This is a genomic window from Verrucomicrobium sp. GAS474 (genome assembly GCF_900105685.1).
Classification (GTDB): Bacteria; Verrucomicrobiota; Verrucomicrobiia; order Methylacidiphilales; family GAS474; genus GAS474.
The window spans coordinates 2917787-2941003 of sequence record NZ_LT629781.1; the positions used below are offsets into that span (position 1 = coordinate 2917787).

General features: G+C 58.5%; 20 protein-coding genes. 9 read left to right on the forward strand and 11 right to left on the reverse strand.

Annotation, left to right across the window (positions count from 1 at the left end):
- The first annotated feature begins 6 nt into the window (after nt 1-6).
- From glgX to BLU04_RS12300, 8 genes are all read left to right on the forward strand, one after another.
- Nucleotides 7-2193 carry a glycogen debranching protein GlgX gene (gene glgX, locus BLU04_RS12265; protein WP_093288654.1) on the forward strand — a complete coding sequence of 729 codons (2187 nt, stop codon included), beginning with the start codon at nt 7-9 and terminating at the stop codon, nt 2191-2193.
- Nucleotides 2190-3698 (forward strand): RNB domain-containing ribonuclease, encoded by a 1509-nt coding sequence (locus BLU04_RS12270; RefSeq protein ID WP_093286493.1) that lies wholly within the window; start codon nt 2190-2192, stop codon nt 3696-3698. Before glgX ends, BLU04_RS12270 begins: the two co-directional genes overlap by 4 nt.
- 110 nt (nt 3699-3808) lie before the next feature.
- Nucleotides 3809-5443, forward strand: a complete 1635-nt coding sequence (gene pgi, locus BLU04_RS12275) for a glucose-6-phosphate isomerase (protein WP_093286496.1) — start codon at nt 3809-3811, stop codon at nt 5441-5443.
- 1 nt (nt 5444) lies between these two features.
- Nucleotides 5445-6494 carry a class I fructose-bisphosphate aldolase gene (locus BLU04_RS12280; protein ID WP_093286498.1) on the forward strand — a complete coding sequence of 350 codons (1050 nt, stop codon included), beginning with the start codon at nt 5445-5447 and terminating at the stop codon, nt 6492-6494.
- 161 nt (nt 6495-6655) lie between these two features.
- A complete protein-coding gene (locus BLU04_RS12285) occupies nt 6656-7435 on the forward strand; it encodes a PRC-barrel domain-containing protein (protein WP_093286501.1) in 780 nt (259 codons plus the stop codon).
- Nucleotides 7436-7443: 8 nt separating this feature from the next.
- Complete coding sequence (locus BLU04_RS12290) at nt 7444-7977, forward strand: NUDIX hydrolase (protein ID WP_093286504.1); 534 nt, start codon at nt 7444-7446, stop codon at nt 7975-7977.
- A gap of 46 nt (nt 7978-8023) precedes the next feature.
- Nucleotides 8024-9010: a zinc-dependent alcohol dehydrogenase family protein gene (locus BLU04_RS12295; RefSeq protein ID WP_093286506.1), complete on the forward strand. Its 987-nt coding sequence runs from the start codon at nt 8024-8026 to the stop codon at nt 9008-9010.
- A gap of 13 nt (nt 9011-9023) precedes the next feature.
- Nucleotides 9024-11144: a copper-translocating P-type ATPase gene (locus BLU04_RS12300; RefSeq protein WP_093286509.1), complete on the forward strand. Its 2121-nt coding sequence runs from the start codon at nt 9024-9026 to the stop codon at nt 11142-11144.
- A gap of 18 nt (nt 11145-11162) precedes the next feature.
- Here the strand turns inward: BLU04_RS12300 and BLU04_RS12305 are convergent, their stop codons facing one another.
- From BLU04_RS12305 to BLU04_RS12355, 11 genes are read right to left on the reverse strand one after another with little or no spacing between them, the layout of a single operon-like run.
- The gene (locus tag BLU04_RS12305) at nt 11163-12080 is read right to left on the reverse strand and encodes a F0F1 ATP synthase subunit gamma (protein WP_093286511.1); all 918 of its coding nucleotides are present in this window, start codon (nt 12078-12080) and stop codon (nt 11163-11165) included.
- Nucleotides 12077-13630, reverse strand: a complete 1554-nt coding sequence (locus BLU04_RS12310) for an alternate F1F0 ATPase, F1 subunit alpha (protein WP_093286514.1) — start codon at nt 13628-13630, stop codon at nt 12077-12079. The genes BLU04_RS12305 and BLU04_RS12310 overlap by 4 nt, the downstream gene beginning before the upstream one ends.
- Nucleotides 13627-14415: a F0F1 ATP synthase subunit delta gene (locus tag BLU04_RS12315; RefSeq protein ID WP_093286517.1), complete on the reverse strand. Its 789-nt coding sequence runs from the start codon at nt 14413-14415 to the stop codon at nt 13627-13629. The genes BLU04_RS12310 and BLU04_RS12315 overlap by 4 nt, the downstream gene beginning before the upstream one ends.
- 4 nt (nt 14416-14419) lie before the next feature.
- The gene (locus BLU04_RS12320) at nt 14420-14701 is read right to left on the reverse strand and encodes a F0F1 ATP synthase subunit C (RefSeq protein WP_093286520.1); all 282 of its coding nucleotides are present in this window, start codon (nt 14699-14701) and stop codon (nt 14420-14422) included.
- Between the two features lie 23 nt (nt 14702-14724).
- On the reverse strand, nt 14725-15432 hold the full coding sequence (locus BLU04_RS12325) for a F0F1 ATP synthase subunit A (protein WP_093286523.1): 708 nt from the start codon (nt 15430-15432) through the stop codon (nt 14725-14727).
- Nucleotides 15422-15745, reverse strand: coding sequence for an ATP synthase subunit I (locus tag BLU04_RS12330; protein WP_093286526.1), 324 nt, complete (start codon nt 15743-15745; stop codon nt 15422-15424). Before BLU04_RS12330 ends, BLU04_RS12325 begins: the two co-directional genes overlap by 11 nt.
- Nucleotides 15738-16073 carry an AtpZ/AtpI family protein gene (locus BLU04_RS12335; protein WP_093286528.1) on the reverse strand — a complete coding sequence of 112 codons (336 nt, stop codon included), beginning with the start codon at nt 16071-16073 and terminating at the stop codon, nt 15738-15740. Before BLU04_RS12335 ends, BLU04_RS12330 begins: the two co-directional genes overlap by 8 nt.
- Nucleotides 16066-16455, reverse strand: coding sequence for a F0F1 ATP synthase subunit epsilon (locus tag BLU04_RS12340; RefSeq protein WP_093286531.1), 390 nt, complete (start codon nt 16453-16455; stop codon nt 16066-16068). Before BLU04_RS12340 ends, BLU04_RS12335 begins: the two co-directional genes overlap by 8 nt.
- Nucleotides 16445-17881, reverse strand: coding sequence for a F0F1 ATP synthase subunit beta (atpD, locus tag BLU04_RS12345; RefSeq protein WP_093286534.1), 1437 nt, complete (start codon nt 17879-17881; stop codon nt 16445-16447). Before atpD ends, BLU04_RS12340 begins: the two co-directional genes overlap by 11 nt.
- Entirely contained in the window at nt 17878-20250 is a 2373-nt protein-coding gene (locus BLU04_RS12350) for a phosphoketolase family protein (protein ID WP_093286537.1), read from the reverse strand. The genes atpD and BLU04_RS12350 overlap by 4 nt, the downstream gene beginning before the upstream one ends.
- 3 nt (nt 20251-20253) lie before the next feature.
- A complete protein-coding gene (locus tag BLU04_RS12355) occupies nt 20254-21453 on the reverse strand; it encodes an acetate/propionate family kinase (protein ID WP_093286540.1) in 1200 nt (399 codons plus the stop codon).
- A 341-nt stretch (nt 21454-21794) separates the two neighbouring features.
- On the opposite strand from BLU04_RS12355, the gene cls reads away from it, so the two are divergent.
- Nucleotides 21795-23180, forward strand: a complete 1386-nt coding sequence (gene cls, locus BLU04_RS12360) for a cardiolipin synthase (RefSeq protein ID WP_197672958.1) — start codon at nt 21795-21797, stop codon at nt 23178-23180.
- The last annotated feature ends 37 nt before the right edge of the window (nt 23181-23217 follow it).

Here is a 23217-nt window from a genome sequence, read left to right on the forward strand (position 1 = left end):
GCGAAGATGAATATGCCTGAAAGCCCTCCCCATAATTTTGAAGCGGATATCCCGGGATTCGCCCAGGTCCGGGTTGGCGTTCCCCTGCCCATGGGAACCCATGCCCACGAGGGCGGGGTCAACTTTGCCCTATTCAGCCGCCACGCCAGCCGCGTGCGACTGGAACTCTTCGACCTGCCGGAAGATGCCAAGCCCTCCAAGGTCATTGACCTCGACCCCGCGCATAACCGAACCGGGGACATCTGGCACGTCTGGATCTTCGGCATCCGCCATGGCCAACTCTATGCCTACCGCGTCGACGGCCCCCAGCAGCCCTGGGCAGGGCATCGGTTCAACTTCAACAAGCTTCTCCTGGATCCCTTCACGAAAGCCATTTCCCCGGCACCCGCTTGGAGCTTCGAGCCTGCCTACGGCTACGATCCATCGGCAGCAGAGCGCGATCTCTCCTTTTCCGAAGTCGATAACGCAGGAGCCATGCCGAAATGCATCTTCACCCAAGAATCCTTTGATTGGAGAGGTGATCGCCCCCTCAAGCACCCCTGGTCAAAGACGATCATTTATGAAACCCACGTCAGAGGGTTCACCATCCACCCGAGTTCCGGCGCGACCCATCCTGGAACGTACCGTGGCCTGATCGAGAAGATCCCGTATCTCAAGGAACTAGGCGTGACTGCCGTGGAACTCATGCCTGTGCAGGAGTTCAATGAATACCAAGTCAAAGGAAGCCAGCCCCACACAGGCCAACCTCTTCGAAACTACTGGGGCTATGATCCGGTGGTTTTCTTTGCCGCCAAGGCTTCCTACAGCAGTTCAGGAGGCATGGGCCAGCAGATATCGGAATTCAAGGAGATGGTCCGGGCCTTGCATCAGGCTGACATCGAAGTGATCCTCGATGTGGTTTTCAACCACACGGCCGAAGGGGACGAACTGGGACCGACGCTCTGTTTTCGGGGCATCGACAACCGGATCTTCTACACACTGGCTGGAGACAGGCGTTACTACAAGGACTACACGGGCACGGGCAACACCATCAACGCCAACCATCCCGTTGTTCGGGCCCAAATCTTGGCCGCCCTTTTTTATTGGGCGGGCGAGATGCACGTGGATGGCTTCCGGTTTGATCTGGCATCGGTTCTTGGACGGGACGGCACCGGCAATCTGCTCGAAAAGGCACCGCTTCTGGAACGGATCGCCGAGGATCCGGTCTTGCGAGACGTGAAAATCATCGCCGAAGCCTGGGATACCGGGGGAGCCTACGAGGTGGGTCGCTTTTCCGAACCACGTTGGGCGGAATGGAACGGTGAATACCGGGACGACGTGCGACGCTTCTGGCGTGGCGATACCGGGTTGCTCGGTCTGTTTGCCAGCCGCCTCTGCGGCAGCTCCGATATCTATGCGAAGTCGGGAAAGGGACCGGAAAGCAGCATCAACTTCATAACCTGCCATGACGGATTCACGCTGAACGATCTGGTCAGCTATCTCGCCAAGGACAATACGTCGAACGGAGAGAACAATCTCGACGGAACAAACCACAACTTCAGCGAAAACTACGGTATTGAAGGAAACACAACGGATGTTGGAATCGGGATCGTACGGCAGCGTCAAATTAAGAACTTCCTCCTCACCCTGCTGATCTCGCGAGGGGTACCCATGCTGCTCGGCGGTGACGAGTTTCGTCGAACGCAATGCGGCAACAACAACGCCTATTCCCAAGACAACGAGACAAGCTGGTATGACTGGAGCTTTCTCAAAGAGCATCAGGGTGTCTTCCGATTCACCCGCGGCCTTATTGCCTTTCGCCAAGCTCACCCCGTTCTGAGCAGAGAACAGTTCTACTCGGATTCCGAAATCCGTTGGTTTGGCCCGCAAGGCGGATCACCCAACTGGGACGATCCCAAAGCAAAACAACTCGCCTGCCTGATCCTGGAGGAGAAACAGAGTGCTATTTTCCTGCTGTTCAACGCAGACATCGACGCGGTCGGCTTCGCATTGCCCCCGGCACCGTTTGGGACTCAGTGGCATCTGACCGCCAATACTGAACGAGAAACACCGTACGATCTATTTGCCGTAGGCGAAGAGCCGCTTTTGGAAGACAGCCAGACCTACCTCCTCGGCCCACAATCGTCCGTCATCCTTCTGGCACGCTCAACGAACGATCAAACCCTGCCGACGGCATCGAAAGAACCCCTATGAAAAGAAAACTTCTAACTCCCGACTCGAAGGAACGGAAAACAACCGATCGATCCCTTCTTTTCACTATCGCTCGCCAGGCAATGATCGAACGCGGCCTAGAGCCGGACTTCCCGATGGAAACTCGAAAGGAACTGGCAGCCATGAGCGGGCCCGCCCAACATGCCAACGATATTCAGGATTTGCGTCATCTGCCTTGGTCGTCGATCGACAACGACGATTCCCGCGATCTGGACCAGCTCACCGTTGCCGAATCCCTCCCGAACGGACAAGTCAGAATCCTCGTGGCGATTTCGGATGTCGACGCCCTCGTGCGCAAGGGCTCGGCGATTGACGATCACGCACGCCACAACACGACCTCCGTCTACACCCCTGCCGCACTATTCCCGATGCTGCCCGAAGCATTGTCCACCGATCTCACATCGTTGAAGGAGAATGAGGATAGACTGGCCGTCGTGGTGGACATGTCCTTCACGGAAGACGCCTCACTCGCCACATGGACTATCTACAGGGCTAACGTAAAGAATTATGGCAAACTGGCCTATCGAAGTGTCGCGGCATGGCTGGCCGGAGAAGAGGCCGCGCCCTCGAAAGTTCTTGAGACTCCGGGCCTCGATGAAAATCTTCGCCTCCAAGACAGTGTCGCGCAACGGCTCATGGAACGACGTCACCGCTCCGGTGCCCTCAGTCTCGATACCATACAGGCGAAGGCGATCTTCGACCGCGACTCCCTTTCCGATCTTCAGTTGGATCGAAAGAACCGAGCAAAACAGTTGATTGAAGACTTCATGATTGCGGCAAACGGAGTGACCGCCATCTACCTTGCATCCAAGAACTTCCCCTCCCTCCGACGAGTCCTTCGGTCTCCTGAACGATGGAACCGAATTGTAGAACTCGCATCCGGATTTGGAGATACCCTCCCCGACGAGCCCGATGCCGCAGCGCTCGAATCCTTTCTCCTCCGGCGTCGTGAAGCCGATTCCGAAAAATTCCCCGATCTTTCCCTGGCTATCGTCAAACTGATAGGACGAGGAGAATACGCGCTAGACCTGCCCGGCGGACAACCACCCGGACACTTCGGGCTGGCCGTGAAGGACTATACCCACTCCACAGCGCCAAACCGGCGCTTTCCCGATCTGATCATGCAGCGGCTCCTTAAGGCGGCGATGGCGGGACTACCCTCTCCCTACTCAATTCCGGAACTTGAGGAACTGGCGAGGCACTGCTCGGAACGGGAGGACGATGCCACCAAGGTGGAGCGGCGGGTCCAGAAGTCGGCGGCGGCCCTCCTGCTGTCCGATAGAATCGGATGGAAATTTGATGCCATCGTTACCGGGGCCGCAGCCAAAGGAACATGGGTTCGGCTTTTCTGGCCTCCCATAGAAGGACGGCTTGAAAAGGGTTTCCAGGGCCTCAAAGTCGGCGACCACGTTCACGTCCAACTGGTCCACACCGATGTCCAGCGCGGCTTCATCGATTTCGTGCGCGATCTACCTGCCAAAAAGTGACGTCGCCCCATTTTGGGACGGACGCAGTCATCTTGTCTCCATACCTAAAGGCAAGGTCGGGTAAGACCCCATTGTCATCGGATGGACTTCCGAAACACACTCCCTAGTCCATGACCAAGCCTCTCACGCAGCTTCCCGCCTGGAAGGCTCTCGCAGCGAACCACAAGCAGATGCAGAAGCTGCCGCTTCGGAAACTGTTTGCCGATGATCCCAAACGCGGCGAGCGCTTGACGGTCGAGGCATCGGGCATCTACCTCGATTACTCCAAGAACCGAATCACCGACCATACTCTCGAACTGTTGGCTCAACTGGCAAGGGAATCCAATTTGGGAGTGCGGATCGCAGCCATGTTCCGGGGTGAGAAGATCAACCTCACGGAAAACCGTGCCGTCCTTCATGTTGCCCTGCGCGCTCCAAAAACTGAAACCATCATTGTCGACGGGGAAAATGTCGTTCCCCGCGTCCATGCCGTGCTGGAAAAGATGGCTGTCTTTTCCAATCAGGTCCGAGACGGTAAATGGAAGGGCTATACGGGCAAGCGGATCAGGACCGTCATCAATATCGGAATTGGCGGCTCCGACCTCGGTCCCGTGATGGCTTACGAGGCACTCAAGCATTACAGCGATCGGGAAATCACCTTCCTCTTTGTCTCAAACGTCGATGGCATTGATTTCGCCGAGGCGACTCACGATCTCGACCCTGCGGAAACCCTGTTCATCGTTTCCTCGAAGACTTTCACGACGTTGGAGACCATGACCAACGCCCAGAGCGCTCGCGACTGGCTGGTCAAGCGGCTCGGAGGCGACCGGAAGGCGATTGCCAGCCATTTTGTGGCGGTTTCGACAAATACAGAGAGGGTTACCGCATTCGGCATCGATCCGGCGAATATGTTCGGCTTCTGGGACTGGGTCGGGGGGCGCTACTCGATGGACTCGGCCATCGGCCTTTCGACGATGCTGGCGATCGGTCCCGATCACTTTCATGCGATGCTCAAAGGTTTCCGAGAGATGGACGAGCACTTCCTGCACGCCCCCTTCGAGATCAACATGCCGGTGCTGATGGGATTGCTTGCAGTTTGGAACAATGACTTTCTGGGTGCCCAAACCGTGGCGGTTTTGCCCTATGAACAATACCTGAAGCGCTTCCCGGCCTACCTTCAACAGTTGACGATGGAGAGCAACGGCAAGCACGTGACGTTTGATGGGAGGGAAGTCGACTATCAGACAGGGCCGGTTTATTGGGGCGAACCGGGAACCAACGGCCAACACTCCTTCTATCAATTGATCCATCAGGGAACCCGGTTGATCCCGTGCGACTTCATCGCCTTCGCCCATTCCCTGACTCCCCTTGGCCGTCACCATGACATTCTCTTAGCCAACGTCTTCGCCCAGGCCGAGGCGTTGGCCTTTGGGAAAACCCCGAAGGAAGTCGAGGCCGAAGGAACGCCGAAGACACTCGTTCCGCATTGCGTCTTTGAAGGCAACCGTCCTTCGAACGTAATCATGGCCGATCGTCTCACCCCCGAGGTCCTGGGAAAACTCGTCGCACTTTACGAACACAGCGTCTTCACACAGGGCGTGATTTGGAACATCGATTCGTTCGATCAATGGGGCGTCGAATTAGGCAAGGTTCTTGCCCAGAAAATCGTCCCGGAACTCGAGAGCGCAGCTCCACCCAAACTCACCCATGACAGCTCAACGAATACCCTGATTCGTCGCTATCGAAGAATGAAGAAAGATAAATAAAATGAATGTTCCCACTCTTGCCGCAATCGCAGGGAAGCTGGTCGCCGACGATAAAGGCTTGCTGGCGATGGATGAAAGCAACCCGACTTGTAACAAGCGCTTCGCCAAACTGGGAATTCCCCAGACCGAAGAAGCCCGACGTTCCTATCGGGAATGGATCGTAACGACACCCGGCCTGGCTGATTCCATCAGTGGCGTCATCCTTTATGACGAAACAACCCGTCAAAAAAGGGGGGATGCCACCCCCTTGATCGACGCCATTGCCGATGCGGGAATCATTCCTGGCATCAAGGTCGACACGGGAGCAAAAGATCTCGCGGGCCATTCTGGAGAGAAAGTAACCGAGGGCCTCGACGGCTTACGCGATCGTCTCCAGGAATATTTTCAAATGGGGGCCCGGTTTGCCAAATGGCGGGCCGTAATCACCCTTGGCAATGGCATCCCCAGTCGGGGATGCATTGAGGCGAATGCCCATGCCTTGGCGCGCTATGCCTCACTATGCCAAGAGGCCGGACTCGTCCCCATCGTCGAGCCCGAGGTTCTCATGGAAGGCACTCATACTCTGAAGCTGTGCTGCGAGGTCACGGAGGAAGTCTTGACGACGGTTTTTGATCATCTTTACACCCAACGCGTGATGCCGGAAGGGCTGATCCTCAAGCCCAACATGATCCTCCCCGGATTGGCTTGCCCCGTACAAGCAGGAATCGACGAAGTAGCAGACGCCACGGTGAGATGCCTCTTGCGGGCGGTCCCCGCTGCCGTTCCAGGAATCGTCTTCTTGTCGGGCGGCCAATCGGCCGAATTGGCCTCGAGCCGCTTGAACGCCATGAACGTCAGGTTCAAATCGAGCCTACCGTGGGCGCTATCCTTCTCGTTCGCCCGGGCGATTCAGCAACCGGCTCTCGAACTTTGGCAGGGCAAGGAATCCCATGTGACGGCAGCACAGCACGCCCTAGCTCATCGTGCCCTCTGCAATCGGGCCGCCCGCCGCGGCGAATACGATGCCACGATGGAGAAAGCGGATACGGCCAGCAAGTCGGTTGCAGGCTGAAAGCCGCCCCACCAACGCCGGGTAGGGTTATGCCCCATGGCAGAATCGTATCCATTGGGACAACTTGAAGTGTTCGCACTCAGGCCCATCTCCGTGCGAATGCTTTCTCAATCACGCTCTCGCTTAAGACAACGGCGCCAAACGACGGAACAAAACCGATTATGCTCATCAAAGTCAAAACCCTGAAGGATTTCAAGTTGGATAGCCTCGACGGAGAAATAGGGAAAGTCGAAGAGTTCTACTTCGACGACCTTCACTGGACGATTCGCTATCTCGTCGCCAACACCAATAACTGGCTTACGGGCAGACAGGTCTTGATTGCTCCCTATGCGCTCACATCCGTGATGAGAGAGGAGAAAGATATCGCCATCAGCCTGACCAAAAAGCAAATCGAGGAGAGCCCCTCCTTAAGCTACGACAAGCCCGTCTCCCGCCAATTCGAGGGAGACTATTACGGTTACTATGGGTGGCCCGTTTACTGGGGAGGACCGTACATGTGGGGGGCTTACCCGTACTTTCCCTATATCATACGGGATTCCGGCAAGTGGGGCCAATACGTCCAGGACCAGAACGCCTGGGATCCCCATTTGCGGAGCACGGAAGCCGTAACCGGTTATCGCATTCAGGCCTCGGACGGCGAGATCGGTCACGTCGAGGATTTTGTCATTGATGACGAAACGTGGGCGATTCGATATCTCATCGTCGACACGCAGAACTGGTGGCCCGGCAAAAAGGTTCTCATCTCGCCCAAATGGATCGAGCGCGTGAGTTGGAATGATTCCAAGGTCTTCATCAACGTGCCCCGGGAAACCATCAAGCAAGCCCCCGAATACACCGAGGAAGCGCTACTTACCCGGGATTACGAGAACGGGTTGCATCGCCATTACGGCCGCCAGGGATACTGGATCGATGAGGAGGCGAGTGTCGGCCAGTCGCATTGAAAAAAAAGATGAAAGCAGATCCATCAAAGAGCACTGATTCCGTCTTGTACCAAGGCCGGTACCTGCGCTTTCTTCAGGACAACGATTGGGAATACGTCGAGCGGATCAAGGCCATGGGCATCGTCGCGATTCTCGCCACCACCGACACGGGCAAAATCCTCCTGGTGGAGCAATACCGAACTCCACTCCGGGCTCACACCATCGAAATTCCGTCAGGCGTGGCGGGAGATCTCCATGGGAACGAAAGAGAGACGCTGTCCGAAGCGGCAAACCGAGAATTGCTCGAAGAAACCGGCTATCTGGCCGAAACGATAGAATATCTGACCGAGGGGCCTGTTTCCGCAGGCTTATCGACTGAAATCGTCACCTTTTTTCGGGCTCACGGATTGACGAAATCCGCGGACGGCGCGGCTCCTATTTCGGAGAAAATCGTGGTCCATGAAGTCGACCGAAAAAACCTCACCGCGTGGCTCAATGAAAAGCACGCTGAAGGTAAACTCATCGATTACAGGATCTACGCCGCGCTCTACCTCGGCACGTAAAACCTTCATAAATTGGATGAATTCGCGCCAAGACAATGCAACGACGATGCGCGCAATGGTTCTTGAATCACCGCGAACCCCCCTTCGTGAAATGCGCCTGCCAAGGCCGACACCCGGCACCGGACAGGTTCTTGTTCGTGTCTCCGCCTGCGCCGTCTGTCGCACCGATCTTCAGATCGCGGACGGAGAGTTGACTCATTCCAAGCTGCCCTTGGTGTTGGGACACGAGGTTGTCGGGCAGGTAGTGGAAACAGGCAGCGGAGCGGAACGCTTCAAGATTGGCACCCGAGTGGGAATTCCCTGGCTAGGCTGGTCATGCGGCGAATGCCGCTACTGTCGATCCGAGCAGGAGAACCTCTGTGAAATGGCCCAGTTTACCGGCTATACCTTGGACGGTGGCTATGCCGAATACATGACGGCAGATGAACGGTTTTGCTTCGCCATTCCCGAAAGTTATTCCGATATCCATGCAGCCCCCCTGCTCTGCGCCGGCCTCATTGGATATCGATGCCTGTGCAAATCAGGCAAGGCGGAACGGCTCGGGATTTACGGCTTCGGAGCGGCAGGCCACATTGTTTCTCAAATTGCGCAACAGCAGGGGCGTCAAGTTTACGCATTCACCCGGCCAGGAGACGATGAAGCACAACAGTTCGCCCTCTCTTTAGGAGCTATCTGGTCGGGTGATTCCAAGACACGACCGCCTAAACTTCTCGATGCCGCGATCATTTTTGCTTCAAGCGGGGAATTGGTTCCTCAAGCACTCAAAGCGGTTGCTCCGGGCGGCATCGTCGTCTGTGGGGGCATCCACATGAGCGATATCCCATCGTTTTCTTACGACATCCTGTGGCGGGAGCGTTCGATCTGTTCCGTCGCCAATCTGACGCGGCGTGATGGAGAAGAGTTCATGGCATTGGCATCACGGCTCCCTCTGAAGACTTCGGTCCAAGCCTTTTCCCTTTCGGAAGCCAACGAGGCACTGACTCATTTGCGGACCGGAAAGCTGCAAGGTGCGGCTGTTCTAATGGTATCCTGAAGCCGTCTCACCCATGTCGGAAGCCACTTACACCTGCCCCATGCATCCCCAGGTGCGGCAAGATCATTCCGGGGAATGCCCGATTTGCGGCATGACATTGGAGCCGATCAACGTCCATTCCAACGACAAAGAGGAAGGGAAATCTGAACTGGATGACATGACCCGCCGGTTTTGGATCGGCGTCGCCTTCAGCGTCCCGGTTCTCATCCTATCGATGGGACGGGAATTGCCGCTCATCCGTAACGTTCCAGCTCAACTTTCCATCGTCATTCAAGGGGGACTAAGCACTCCCGTCGTTCTCTGGGCGGGGGCTCCCTTCTTTTCTCGGGCATGGCGCTCCTTGATCCATCGCAACATGAATATGTTCACGCTGGTAGCGCTCGGAACCGGGACGGCCTACGGATTCAGCCTTTTTACGACGCTCTTCCCTCATCTCCTACCTGATTCCCTGAGACATGCCGGCATTCCTCCCGTCTACTTCGAGGCAGCGGCGGTTATTACCACGCTCGTTCTCCTTGGACAGGTTCTCGAATTGAGAGCCCGCTCAGGCACCGGAAAGGCGATCCAGGCGCTCTTGAGGTTAACCCCCAATATCGCCCATCGCATCCAGACCGGGGTAGAGCAAGACGCCCCCATTGATCAGATCCTGGTCGGCGATCTGCTCCGCGTCAGACCGGGCGAAAAGATTCCAGTCGACGGGCGGGTCACCGAAGGAAAGACCTTCGTGGATGAATCGATGATCACAGGAGAACCGATACCTGTCGCCAAAGAGACCGGAGAGTCGGTTGTCGCAGGCACGATCAACGGCAACGGCAGCATCGTCATGCGTGCGGAGAAAGTGGGAGGAGAAACGCTCCTTGCCAGAATCGTGCAGATGGTCTCCGAGGCGCAACGGAGCCGGGCGCCGATTCAGCGACTCGCCGACAAGGTATCCGGATGGTTCGTGCCCGCCGTGATCTTGCTGGCGGTGTCGACCTTTGCAGTTTGGATGATCTGGGGGCCCATTCCGTCGCTCGGCTATGCTTTGGTCAATGCCGTCGCCGTCCTGATCATTGCCTGCCCCTGCGCGCTCGGTCTGGCCACCCCCATGTCGATCATGGTGGCCGTAGGGCGGGGAGCCCATGCCGGCATCCTCGTCAAGAACGCCGAAAGCCTCGAGGCACTGGAGAAGGTCGACACCCTGGTGATCGACAAGACGGGAACCCTTACGGAAGGAAAGCCGACCGTGACAGCGTTGCATCCTGCCTCCGGTTTCGACGAGGAAACCTTGCTCCGCAGCGCAGCCGCCTTGGAAAGCCGCAGCGAACACCCCCTGGCTTCCGCCATCGTGAAGGCAGCGAAGGAACGCTCCCTGTCCTGGAGCGAGCCGGAGAACTTCGACTCGATTACCGGAGGCGGTGTGCGAGGGCGCTGGGAGGGGAAGGAAATCGTGGTGGGAAAGCCGTCTCTCCTCGCAGAGAAGGGCATGAACCTATCGGAAACAGCCGACGAGGCAAAACGACTCGCCGAATCGGGTAATACCGTTATCGCCGTCGGCATCGACGGAAAGGTGGCCGGACTCATCGCCTTAAACGACCCGATCAAACAGACTACGCCCGAGGCGGTCCAGACACTCAACCGACTCGGCCTGCGGCTCGTCATGATGACGGGAGACAACTCACAAACCGCCGATCGGATCGGCAAAACGCTCGGAATCGACGAGGTGATCGGCGGAGTCCTCCCCCAAGGCAAATACGACCGAATCGTGGAATTGAAGAAAACAGGCAAAACCGTGGTCATGGCTGGCGATGGCATCAACGACGCCCCCGCCCTGGCGGCGGCCGATGTCGGGATTGCCATGGGGACCGGCACCGACGTTGCCATGCACAGCGCCGGAATCACGCTGATTAAGGGAGACCTTCGGGGCATCGCACAGGCCATTGCACTGAGCCGTGCGACGATGCGGAACATTCGGCAAAACCTTCTCTTTGCCTTCCTCTACAACGGCCTTGGCATCCCCATCGCGGCCGGGGCGCTTTACCCTACATTCGGATTGCTACTCAGTCCCATGATCGCCAGCGCTGCCATGAGCCTTAGTTCCGTCTCGGTGATTGGCAACGCCCTTCGACTGCGAAACCTCGATCTGGATCGATAGTTGAGGCGTAGGCGTCTTCTATGGATTGGGAGACGCTCTTTCAGAGGTCTGCTGTTGAACCAGCGCCTCGAAGCCCGAGACCACGTCGAACAGCTCTTCATCGATTGTGCTCTGCCGCAGGCGATGGAAGGTGCCGTGCAGACTTTCGAGCAATTCCTCGATGTTTCTGTTGGCCCTTTCCATGGCCGCCAGGCGGCTGGCGTTCTCGCTTGCCAATGACTCGGCGCACGCCCGAAAGAGCGAGATGAAAAGATATTCTCGAATGAGCGCGGGAAGGATTGCCATCCTGCCCCCCACGGCCTGGGGCAGGCTTCCCGTCGGCCACGGCACTCCCGCCAGCTCCTTTTGCCATTGATCGTCCAATGGCAGCAACCGCTGACAGACCGGCTCATAGAGTGCTCCGAACCGGGGCCGATTATGAAAGACATAGACGGAAGCGTACTCGCCCTGGGTCCGATGCTCCTCGCTTTCGATTTGAATCCGCCCGACCAGAGGGGTGATGGCTTTGACCGAATTCGGCACCGTGAAGAGTCCTCTCACCGGCAGCCCCGCATCGATCAGGCGGGCTTGAACTCGCTCGCCCACTGCCCAGATTTTTGGCTTTCCGGACAACGTGGCAAGGATCTTGATGACATAATCGACCACGACCTCATTGAACTGGCCCACCAGTCCCTGATCGGAGCCGAATACGATGACACCGAGGGTTTCCTTTTCGCTCCTCCCTCTTGGCGCTACCTTCGGGACAGCCGCCTCTCCCTCCCTAAGGCATAAGCCCAATCCCAGCTCGACCGTCCGGTAATAATCTTCCAAAGCCCGCACCGACCTCTCGTATTCCCCCACCTTTGAAGCTGCCAAGGCTTTCATCGCACGCACCACGGACTGAAGGTCTCCGGCGCTCCCGAGTTGGCGGGTCAGGCTGGCAGTGGTATCGCTCACGGCTTGGCGTCCGGTTCGGGTTTCGGCTGAAACGGAGAAAGCGCGGCCCGGACAAGCTCGACAATCGCTTTGCGATCTTCACCTCCCAAGGTCTTTTCGGTTTCAAAGCGGAGACACATCTCCTTGGGAATTTCCTTCGCCGCCTCCCTCACAGTGCGTTCGGCCTCCGCCATACGGTCCAGCGGCACGGAATCGAAAAGCTTTTCACCCAAAGCCAACAAAACGGCGATTTGCGACGGGGTCGATACGGGCTCTGACTCCTGCTGCTTGAGACAGGCCCTGATTCGTCTTCCATGCTCGACCACCTTGCGCGTCCCGTCATCCAGACGGGCACCAAACCTGGCAAAAGACTCCAGTTCCTCGAACTGGGCATAGGCGAGCTTCAAATCGCCCGCCACGGCGCGGTAGGCCCCCCGTTGCGCCTTGCCCCCGACACGGGATACCGATTTGGCGACATCGACCGCCGGAAGGACCCCCAGCTCGAACAACGCGGGGGATAGATAGATCTGCCCGTCGGTGATCGAAATCAGGTTCGTCGGAATATAGGCCGAAATATTTTGCGCCTCGGTCTCGATGACCGGTATCGCGGTAAGCGAACCGCCTCCCCGCTCGGCACACAGATGAGTCGCCCGTTCCAGCAACCGCGAATGAATATAGAAAATATCCCCCGGAAACGCCTCGCGCCCCGGCGGACGGCGGAGCAGAAGGGAAATCTCCCGGTAAGCACGGGCATGCTGGGTGAGATCGTCATAGACGATGAGCACGTCCCGTCCGGACTCCATGAAGTGCTCGGCGATGCTCGTCGCCGCATAGGGGGCGATGTAAGAAAGGCCGGGGGGAGCGTTCCCCTCCGTCACCACGACAACGGTGTAGTCCATCGCCCCCTTTTCCCGCAAAACAGCCACCGTTTTTGCCAGGGCGGAAGCCCGCTGCCCGATGGCGCAATACACGCACAGGACGTTCCGCCCCCGTTGATTGAGGATCGTGTCGATGGCGATGGCCGTTTTACCGGTCTGCCGGTCACCCAGGATCAATTCACGCTGACCCCGCCCGATGGGGATAAGCGCATCGACGACCTTGAGGCCGGTCTGGAGCGGGACCGTGACGGGAGCCCGATCCATGATGGGGACAGCGGCACGCTCGATCGGGAGCCGCTCCGTGGCGGACAGCGCCCTACCGCCGTCGAGCGGTTGTCCGAGGGGATCGATGACCCGGCCCAGCACCTCATCGCCCACGGGCACATCCATGACCCGGCCTGTGCGCTGGACCTCATCGCCCGCGTTCAGATGAGTGTATTCGCCAAGCAAAACGACGCCAACATCGTCTTCATCGATATTGAAGGCGATGCCAAACACATCGCCAGGGAACCTCACCAACTCCTCAAACCCGACCCCCGGAAGCCCGGATACCCGGGCAATACCTGTCGATACGCTCAGGATCTTTCCCGTCTCCCGGGATTTCAACTGGGGCGTGAAGGCTTCCCTTACCTGGCTTATTCCAGCGAACACAAGGTCGACGACGCTCTGCAAGCTTTCAGGGGCCGCATTCATCGGCTCTTGGAGGGCGGCTGACTTTCAGCCTTATCTTCGAGAAGCTCTCCGACCCCCTCCTCCATCGACGCCAGATAATCGGGAATGCTCCAAGCCATCTTTTTTCCGCTTACGGAGAATTCGATTCCCCCGATCAGCTCGGGAAAGGTCTCGAAACGGATCGAAGTCGCGGTTGAAAACGCTTCGTTGAGCGCATTTTGTAACGTCGCGTGCTGTTCCGTGGAAAGATCGAACGCACTCCGAAGAAGAGCGTTCGCCGACGTCGCTCCCAGCGATTTGGCTATATCTTCCTTCTCTTTACCGTCCATCGTCCGCAGCCGAGAGATAAACACTTCGACCAGTCGCTCTTCCAGGGTGGTGTCGGCCAGATCGGCCAACGTCTTTCGCGAGATGGAGAAGACCTCCTGCTGGGTTCGAAGCCGGAGCGCCCGATTCAGGTCCTTAGCCTCATGCGTCAGCGCCTCCCGCCGCTTAGCGGTCAAGTCCTCCGCCTCCTTCCGCGCAGCATCGAGAAGGCCCTGCCTCTCTCTTTTGGCTTCCTCCGCTGCCTTGCCAAGGAGTTCAGCCCGTTGACGATCGAATTCCTCATTCTTGCGCTGGAACTCCTCTTTCTCTTTTTGGGCCTCATCCCTTTTTGCATTGGCGTCCGCGATCTCCGAGGCGATGCGCTTTTCCCGGATATCAATGGCGTCGAGAATCGGTCGATAAAGAAAGCGCTTCAGCAGCCACACCAAGACGAGGAAGTTGAGCGCCTGCGCTCCGAGGGTGAACCAATCGATCAGCATGGGCTCACTTTCCCGTCACCGTGGCGATGACATGGTTCCAGAACGGATTGGCGAAAATGAGGATCATCGAAACGACAAAGCAATAGATCGCCGTCGACTCGATCATCGCCAGGCCGACGAACAGCGTGCGGGTGATCGTGGCGGAAGCGTCCGGCTGCTGCGCCAGCGCCGTGAGAGCAGTGGCGACCGCCCGTCCCTCGCCTAAGGCGGGTGCCATGCAGCCGATGCTGGTCGTGAGGCCGGAGGTGACGATGGAAGCGGCGGCTATGATGGTAATGTTGTCCATGGAATGTCCTAGGTGGGGGAGGGTTAGGTTTTGGGTGCCGTCAGGGGATCCGGCTGAATCTTTTGAGGCCCGATGCGGACTGCCGCCGCAATGTAAACGGCGGCCAAAATAGTAAAGATGTAGGCCTGCACCATGCCGGTAAGCAGTCCCAGCGCCGTCATGACAATCGGAAAAAGGAACGGAGTGATGGTCAGTAGAATACCGAGGATCATCGCCCCGCTCATCATGTTGCCGAACAGGCGGACGGCTAGCGCCAGCGTCCGAGACAATTCGCTGATGAGGTTGAACGGCAGCATGATCACGGTCGGATCCACATAAGATCGTAGGTATCCTCTCAGCCCCTGCTCCTCGATGCCGAAAAGCGGCACGGCCGCAAAGACACACAACGCAAGAGCCGCCGTCGTCGAAAGGGAAGCCGTCGGAGGCTCGAAACCAGGAAGGACCGTACAGAGGCTGGCCGAAGCGACGAACAGGAAAAGAGTGCCGAGGAAACCGATATAGGCTCTCGGATGGCGCAGGCCGACGTCTTCGATCTGCTTTTCGATGCCTGTGACAATGATTTCGAGGAAGTTCTGCCAACGAGAGCGATCCATGCCCGTTGAGAGTCTTCGAGTGACCACCCAGGAACCGACGGTGAGCGCCAGCATCAATGCCCAAGTGAAGACGATGGTGGCGTTGAGCTTCAGAAACCCGCCTTGCCAGAAGATCATCTCGTCGGGGCTAAGGCGCATGAGGTGGCTCCAGAATGGAGGGTTGGCTCTGGCGCTGGCTTTTCTTGGTCGGAAGCGCAAACCACATCACCAAGAGCCGGGCCAGGATGAATCCGAGAAGACAGAGCAGCAGCCGATCCCAATGGTCTCGCGCGACAAAGTAAAATCCGGCCAAGGTAATCCCGAAGCGAACGAACAGGCTGCCAAAGAACCAGAAGGCGGGCTGCGAGGATGAAAGTCCCTTCCTGACAGTCCACCAAAGACCGCCGAAGAAAAGCACCCCCAATCCCACGCCAACCACCCACGCCAGCACCCGTATCAGAGCCTCATTCATCCTTCCCCTCCTCTTCCTCCCGCATCGCCTTCTCCTCCTTGGACACCCAATGCCAGGCGTTGGCGCACCCGATCACCAGGCCCGCCACCAGTAGCGCCAATGTCCACGACCGGCTCGCCGGATGATGCCCGTCCAGCCAGAGACCAAGCAGCGCGCCGAGCAGCGTGGGAACGACGACCGACCAGCCGATCAGCCCCATCATTCCCAGGCCGAACCAAACACCCGGTGCAGGGTTACGGCGCCCCTTGGCCTTGCGCCGCGCCTTCGCCTCGACCTGCCGCACCAGGAGAGGATCGCCATGCGGAGGAATACCGTCGGGCTTATTCATGACGCAGAGTCGCAAAACGACGCAGAAATCCCGCCTCCAACTTCGCCGAGGCCGAACGGACGCTTTCCTCCTGGGCGTCGAGGGTCAAAAACTCCTTCTCCACCGCATCGCGCAGTTGACCGAGATCAACCCCGGTCATCGCCCGACGGACAGAGACGAAGACATCGGGGCCGGTCTTCACCAGCACTCCCTCATCGACGGCCACGAAGACCTCCCCGTCGGCCTCCGTCTCATAGGTCAGAATTCCCGGCACCAACGCCGCGACACAATCGAGACGACGGGGCAGTATTCCGAACGATCCTTCCTTCGTCTCCGCCACGATGCGGGAGACGTCGCTTTTCTCCGCAAAGATCTGAAACGGGAGAAGGACCTTAAGATTCATGGGGAACAGGGACAGAGTCCCCCTTCGGTTGGGCTTTTGATTTCCACTTCGCCTCATCGATCGTCCCGATCATGTAGAGCGCGCTCTCCGGGCACTCCTTGAATTCGTCGTGCAGAATCCGCTCGCACCCGTCGAGCGCATCCTTGAGGCTGACCAGCTTCCCCTCAAGGCCGGTGAACTGCTTGGTCGTGAAAAAGGGCTGGGTGAGAAACCGCTCCAGACGGCGGGCCCGTGCAACCACGTTCCGATCCTCAGGAGAAAGCTGTTCGAGACCTAACATCGCAATGATGTCCTTGAGATCGGCGTAGAGCGCCAGGGTCCGCCGGATCTCCTGCGCGAGACCGTAATGCCGTTGACCGACGATGCCCGGGGTTGCCATCCGGGAACTCGATTGCAGCGGGTCGATGGCGGGAAACAGCCCCTCTCCCGCCCGCTTTCGCGAAAGGACGATGGAGGCGGAAAGATGGGAGAAAGCATGAACCGCCGCCGGATCAGTAAAATCATCGGCCGGCACATAGACGGCCTGGATCGAGGTGATGGCCCCCGTATCGGTGTTGGCGATCCGCTCCTCCAAACCGGCCAACTCGGTCCCCATCGTCGGCTGATAACCCAGACGGGAAGGCATTTGCCCCATCAGACCGGAGATTTCCGACCCTGCCTGAATGAAGCGAAAGATATTGTCGATGAGAAGGAGGACGTCCCGGTGTTCGTCGTCACGAAAGTACTCGGCCATGGTCAGCGCGGCATGCCCCACGCGGAAGCGGCTTCCCGGAGGCTCGTTCATCTGCCCGAAGACCATCACCATGTTCGGAAGAACGCCCGCCTCCTTCATGTCCCGATAAAGTTCCTCGCCCTCGCGCGATCGCTCCCCGATGCCGCAAAAGATACTGATGCCATCGTGATGCCCGACCATGTTGTGGATCATCTCGGTAAGCAACACCGTCTTGCCGACGCCCGCCCCGCCGAACAACCCCGACTTGCCTCCGCGTTCCAGCGGCACGAGGACATCGATGACCTTGATCCCCGTCTCGAAGATTTCCGATTTCGTGGAGCGCTGGGTCAAGGGCGGGGGCGTCCGGTGGACAGACCTCCACTCCACATCGGTCAAGGCCGCCTCGCGATCGATGGTATTGCCGAACACATCGAACATACGGGAACGAATCCCCTTCCCCACGGGTGCCTTCAGCGGGCCGCCCGTATCCTCCACCTCCATCCCCCGGGCGAGGCCCTGCGTCGGCGTCAGCGCGATACCGCGCACACAATGGGCATCCCGCTGGGAAAGCACCTCGATGACGATCCCCCCAGCGTCCCCGGCACGCAACACCGAATGGATGGGAGGAAGGCGCCTCTCGAACCGGACGTCGACGACGCTGCCTCTCACCGAGACAACAACGCCGAAGTTCGCCCGAACGCCCTGGCTTTTCATGACAAACTCTTCTCCCACTTCCAATTCCGGATCTCCGGCATGTCCTGCCCGTGCTTGTCGATGTACTGCTTGTGCTCCGCCAGCTTTTCCTTGAGGTGCCGTTTCAGGCAGAGGCCATTCTCTCCCGTTTGGGGCAGGCGGTCGATGGCATCCATGGCGAGGTGGAAGCGGTCGAGGTCGTTGAGCACCGTCATGTCGAACGGCGTCGTGATCGTCCCCTCCTCCTTGTAACCCCTCACGTGGAGGTTCCGGTGATTGGCACGCCGATAGGTCAGCCGATGGATGAGCCAGGGATAGGCGTGGAAGGCGAAGATGATCGGCTTGTCCTTGGTGAAGAGTTCGTCGAAATCGATCTCGCCGAGCCCGTGGGGATGCTCCGATTGCGGCTGCAACCGCATGAGGTCGACCACGTTGATCACACGGATCTTCAGCTCGGGCAGATGTTCCCGCAGGATCGAGACCGCCGCGAGGGTTTCCAGCGTCGGCACATCGCCGCAACAGGCCATGACCACGTCGGGCTCCAGGCCCTGGTCGTTGCTGGCCCACTGCCAGATACCGATGCCCGAGGTGCAATGGTTGACGGCCGCCTCCATCGTGAGCCATTGCGGCGCCGGATGCTTTCCCGCGATCACGACGTTGACGTAATGACGGCTACGCAGGCAATGGTCGATCACCGAGAGCAGGCAATTGGCGTCGGGCGGCAAGTAGACCCGGACGATCTCGGCTTTCTTGTTGATGACGTGATCGATGAACCCCGGATCCTGATGGGTGAATCCGTTGTGATCCTGCCTCCATACATGAGAAGCCAGCAGGTAATTCAGGGAAGCGATCTTCCGCCGCCACGGCAGGTGCGAGGTGATCTTCAGCCACTTGGCATGCTGGTTGAACATCGAGTCGATGATGTGGATAAATGCCTCGTAGCAGTTGAAGAGGCCGTGTCGTCCGGTAAGGAGGTAACCCTCGAGCCAACCCTCGCATTGATGCTCGCTGAGCATCTCCATCACCCGCCCCTCGGGTGCGAGAAATTCGTCGCCCGGAACCACAGCCGCGTCCCACTGCCGCTTGCCGGTTTCAAAGAGCGCCTCCAAGCCGTTTGAAAGCGTCTCATCGGGCCCGAAGACCCGGAAATTCCGTTGCTCGACGTTCAGGTTCGCCACGTCGCGCAGAAAGGGGCCGAGGACGTGGGTGTCACCGATGCCCGGGATTCCGGGATGGGGAACGGCGACTGCATAGTCCCGGAAATCGGGCATCCTCAGGTCCCTGAGCAGCATGCCCCCGTTGGCATGGGGATTCGATCCCATCCGACGTTCGCCCTGAGGTGCCAGCTCCTCCAGCTCCGGCTTCAGGCGGCCTTGGAGATCGAAGAGTTCCTCCGGCCGGTAACTCCGCAGCCATTCTTCAAGAAGCTTCAGGTGCTCGGGATGGGTCGCCGGATCGGAAAGCGGTACTTGGTGAGCACGGAAGGTTCCCTCGACTTGCAGACCGTCGACTTTTTTCGGTCCCGTCCAACCCTTGGGCGAATTGAGAATGATCATCGGCCAGCGGGGCCGGGCGAAGCTTTTGGAAAGCCGGGCGTCCTTCTGAATGCGTTGTATCTCCTCCATGGCTAGATCGAGAGTCGCCGCCATCGCTTCGTGCATCGGCCCCGGTTCCGACCCCTCGACGAAATAGGGCGTCCACCCGTAGCCGCGGAACAACTGCTCCAGCTCCTCCCGGGTGATCCGGGCCAGTAGCGTCGGATTGGAAATCTTGTAGCCGTTGAGATGGAGGATCGGCAGCACGGCCCCGTCAGTGATCGGATCCAGAAACTTGTTTGAGTGCCAGGCCGTGGCCAGAGGCCCGGTCTCCGCCTCGCCGTCGCCGACGACACAGGCGACGACCAGATCGGGATTGTCGAAGACCGCTCCGAACGAGTGGCTGAGCGAATAACCCAGCTCTCCCCCCTCGTGGATCGAACCCGGGCACTCGGGCGAGGCATGGCTCGGAATGCCCCCGGGGAACGAGAATTGGCGGAAAAGCCTACGCAAGCCCTCCTCGTCCTGACTGATGTCGGGATAGACCTCGCTGTAGGTCCCCTCCAGATAGGTGTTCCCCACGACAGCCGGACCTCCGTGTCCGGGGCCCGAGACGTAGATCATGTTGAGGTCATATTTTTTGATGACTCGGTTTAGATGGGCATAGATGAAGTTCTGCCCGGGAGTCGTCCCCCAATGTCCTAGAAGCATCCGCTTCACGTCCGGCAAGATCAGGGGACGCTTCAGGAGCGGATTATCGTAAAGGTAGATCTGGCCGACCGAGAGGTAGTTGGCCGCGCGCCAGTAGGCGTCGATTTTCCGAAGCAAGTCGGGGGAGAGTGTGGGGGGATTCATAATTCAATCTTTTCGCGATGAGCCAAGCCCCAGAAGACAGGCGACCGACCGCGCGATCATGATCTGTTCATCGGTCGGGATGACGCGCACCTGGACGCAACTCTTGTTCTTGGAAATCAGCGGTGCGTTCGTCGCATTGCGCCGAGGTTTGAGTTCAATACCAAGAAAGTCTAGGCCATCGCAGATCCGCTCCCGGATCACCGGCGCGTTCTCTCCGATCCCCCCTGTGAAGACGAGGGCATCGACGCCACCCAGCGCGGCAGCAAAGGAGCCGATCCACTTTTTGGCCTGGTAGCAAAACAGGGCGATCGCCTCCGCTGCACGCACGTCGGAAGCCTCTTTGGCCAATAAGTCGCGCAGGTCGGAACTAATCTCCGAGACGCCGAGCAGCCCCGATTCGTGGTTCACCATCCGTTGAAAGCGAGACGAAGTCATCCGATCGGCACGCGCTAAATATCCGACGATCCCGGGATCAAGATCCCCGGAGCGGGTACCCATGACCAATCCCGCCGTCGGGGTGAAGCCCATGCTGGTATCGATGCTCTTGCCGCCACGCACGGCAGCCAAACTCGCCCCGCTGCCGAGGTGGGCGAGAATCACCCTTCCTTTCGCAACCTTGGGATCGAGGCGGTGAAGTTCCTCCATCAGGTAGGAATAAGAAAGGCCGTGGAACCCATAACGCTCAACGCCCTGGGCGGCAAAACGCCGGGGAATCGACAGCATCTTTGCAACGCGAGGCAAAGTGCGATGAAACGCGGTGTCGAAGCACGCCACCTGCGGCAGTTTGGGATACCTTCGTCGAAACGCCTCGATCAGTCCGATCTCGCACGGAAGATGGTCGGGATCATAAGGTATGATGGCCCGCAATTCCTTCAGCAACCCGGCCGTGATCCGTTCCGGTTCGGCGTGCTGCATGCCATGAACCACCCGATGCCCCACAGCGTGAAGCAAGGGGAAGCCGGGCTGCGCCTCAAGCCAATCGATGAGGAAATCGGTCGCGGCCTCATAATCGCCTTTGGCCAGCCGAAGCGAAGTCGGTTTTTTCCCATCCGTGGCAACCGTCAGGATCGTGCCGCTCACCCCGATGCGGTCGATTTTTCCCTCGATGCGTCGCCTCAGGGTTCCATCGGCCTCATACACCGAAAAGCGGATGCTCGAGGAACCTCCGTTGAGGGTAAGGATGCATGGCTCTTTTAGCTTCATGGGAGAGGGGGGAATAGAACCAATCCCCTGATTGTTCCGTTGAGCAGCATAGAATCCCCTCCCAACGAGACTATGGGGTCTTCACCCCATGGCGGTCCGCAAGTAGGGATCGCCGCCCTCGTTTCTACCAACTCAAGCCGCAGTCGGATTCGCCATCGTTCTCGGGTTCCGATGGGTGCTCGCCCTCCCGTGTTAGGGAAGGGCAACCCTTACGAATGAAGACCCATCGATCGAAAAATCAGTCTCCTCGAGCCCCACTTGCCCGGAAACCTTTTCCCCTTTAGGCTTACAACCCAATGCATTGGCTTGAGCATGCTAGCCGTCTCTGGCCGGTTTTGGCGATGGGGGCCGATCTCTTCGCCTCCATTCACGTCCTGCTGCACAAGCGAGATCCCCGTGGGACCGCTCTATGGCTTGGATTCATTTGGTTTTTGCCCCTGATCGGTCCACTTCTTTACCTGACGTTCGGAATCAATCGCATCCGCCGTCGTGCCCTTTCGCTAGGGGTACAGGAAACCTTTCAACGCCCAGTCTTCAACGGCTTCGGCGAGCCTGACATTACCGAAGAAAAACACCTCCGGCACCTAGCCTATGTGGTGAATCGCGTCGTCGCCAAACCTCTCACCTCGGGCAATAAGGTCGAACCGTTGACCAACGGAGATGAGGCCTTTCCCGCCATGCTTGCCGCCATCGAGATGGCAGAGCGGTCCATTTCCCTCTCCACCTACATTTTCGACAATGACGAAAGCGGAAGGAAATTCGTCACCGCCCTCGAGCGCGCCGTGCAGCGCGGCGTGCAGGTCCGCGTCCTCATCGACTCTGCGGGCCTCCGCTATTCATGGCCACCGATTACCCGTCGCTTGCGGCAGGCGAACATACCCCATGCCCGCTTCCTCCCCGCCTCCCTCCTCACCCCTTGGCGCGTTACCACCCTCAATCTGCGCAACCATAGAAAACTGCTCACCATCGACGGACGAATCGCCTTCACCGGCGGCATGAACATCCGCCACGGCAACATGCTTTTGGAAAAGCCCCAAAGTCCTGTTCAAGACCTCCACTTCCAAATCACCGGCCCAGTTGTCGCCCAGTTGCAGGCGTCATTCGTAAATGACTGGGCCTTCGCCGCCCATGAATTCCTCGACGGGGAGCCCTGGTTTCCCTCGCTCCAAGAAAGCGGCACGACCGTGGCCCGCGTTATTACGGACGGGCCGGACGGCGATTTCGACAACTTGCGTTTGACCCTGCTTGCGGCGCTCGCCGAAGCGCATTCCTCGGTTCAAATCGTAACCCCCTACTTTCTGCCCGACGCCACGTTGATTTCCGCCCTCAATCTGGCCGCGCTGCGCGGAGTCGACGTCGATATCGTCCTTCCGCAGAAAAGCAACCTCCCCTACGTCCAGTGGGCCTCGCGAGCCATGTGGGGCCAGGTTCTCGCACGAGGCTGCCGGATCTGGCTTACCCCTCCCCCGTTCGACCACTCCAAATTGATGATCGTCGATCGCCACTGGGTGCTACTTGGCTCGGCAAACTGGGATCCGCGCAGCCTACGCCTGAATTTCGAATTGAACGTCGAAGCCTACGGCCACGCATTCGCTCAGAAGATGGCGCAAGTCGTTGCGAAGAAAATGTCTGGCGCCGATCAAGTCACCCAGTCCGAACTTGAAGCGTGTCCGCTGCCCGTCCGCCTGCGCAACGCGGTGGCTCAATTATTTTCCCCCTATCTCTGAAACCACACCGGATCTTCCTTAATCAACGAAAATGCAG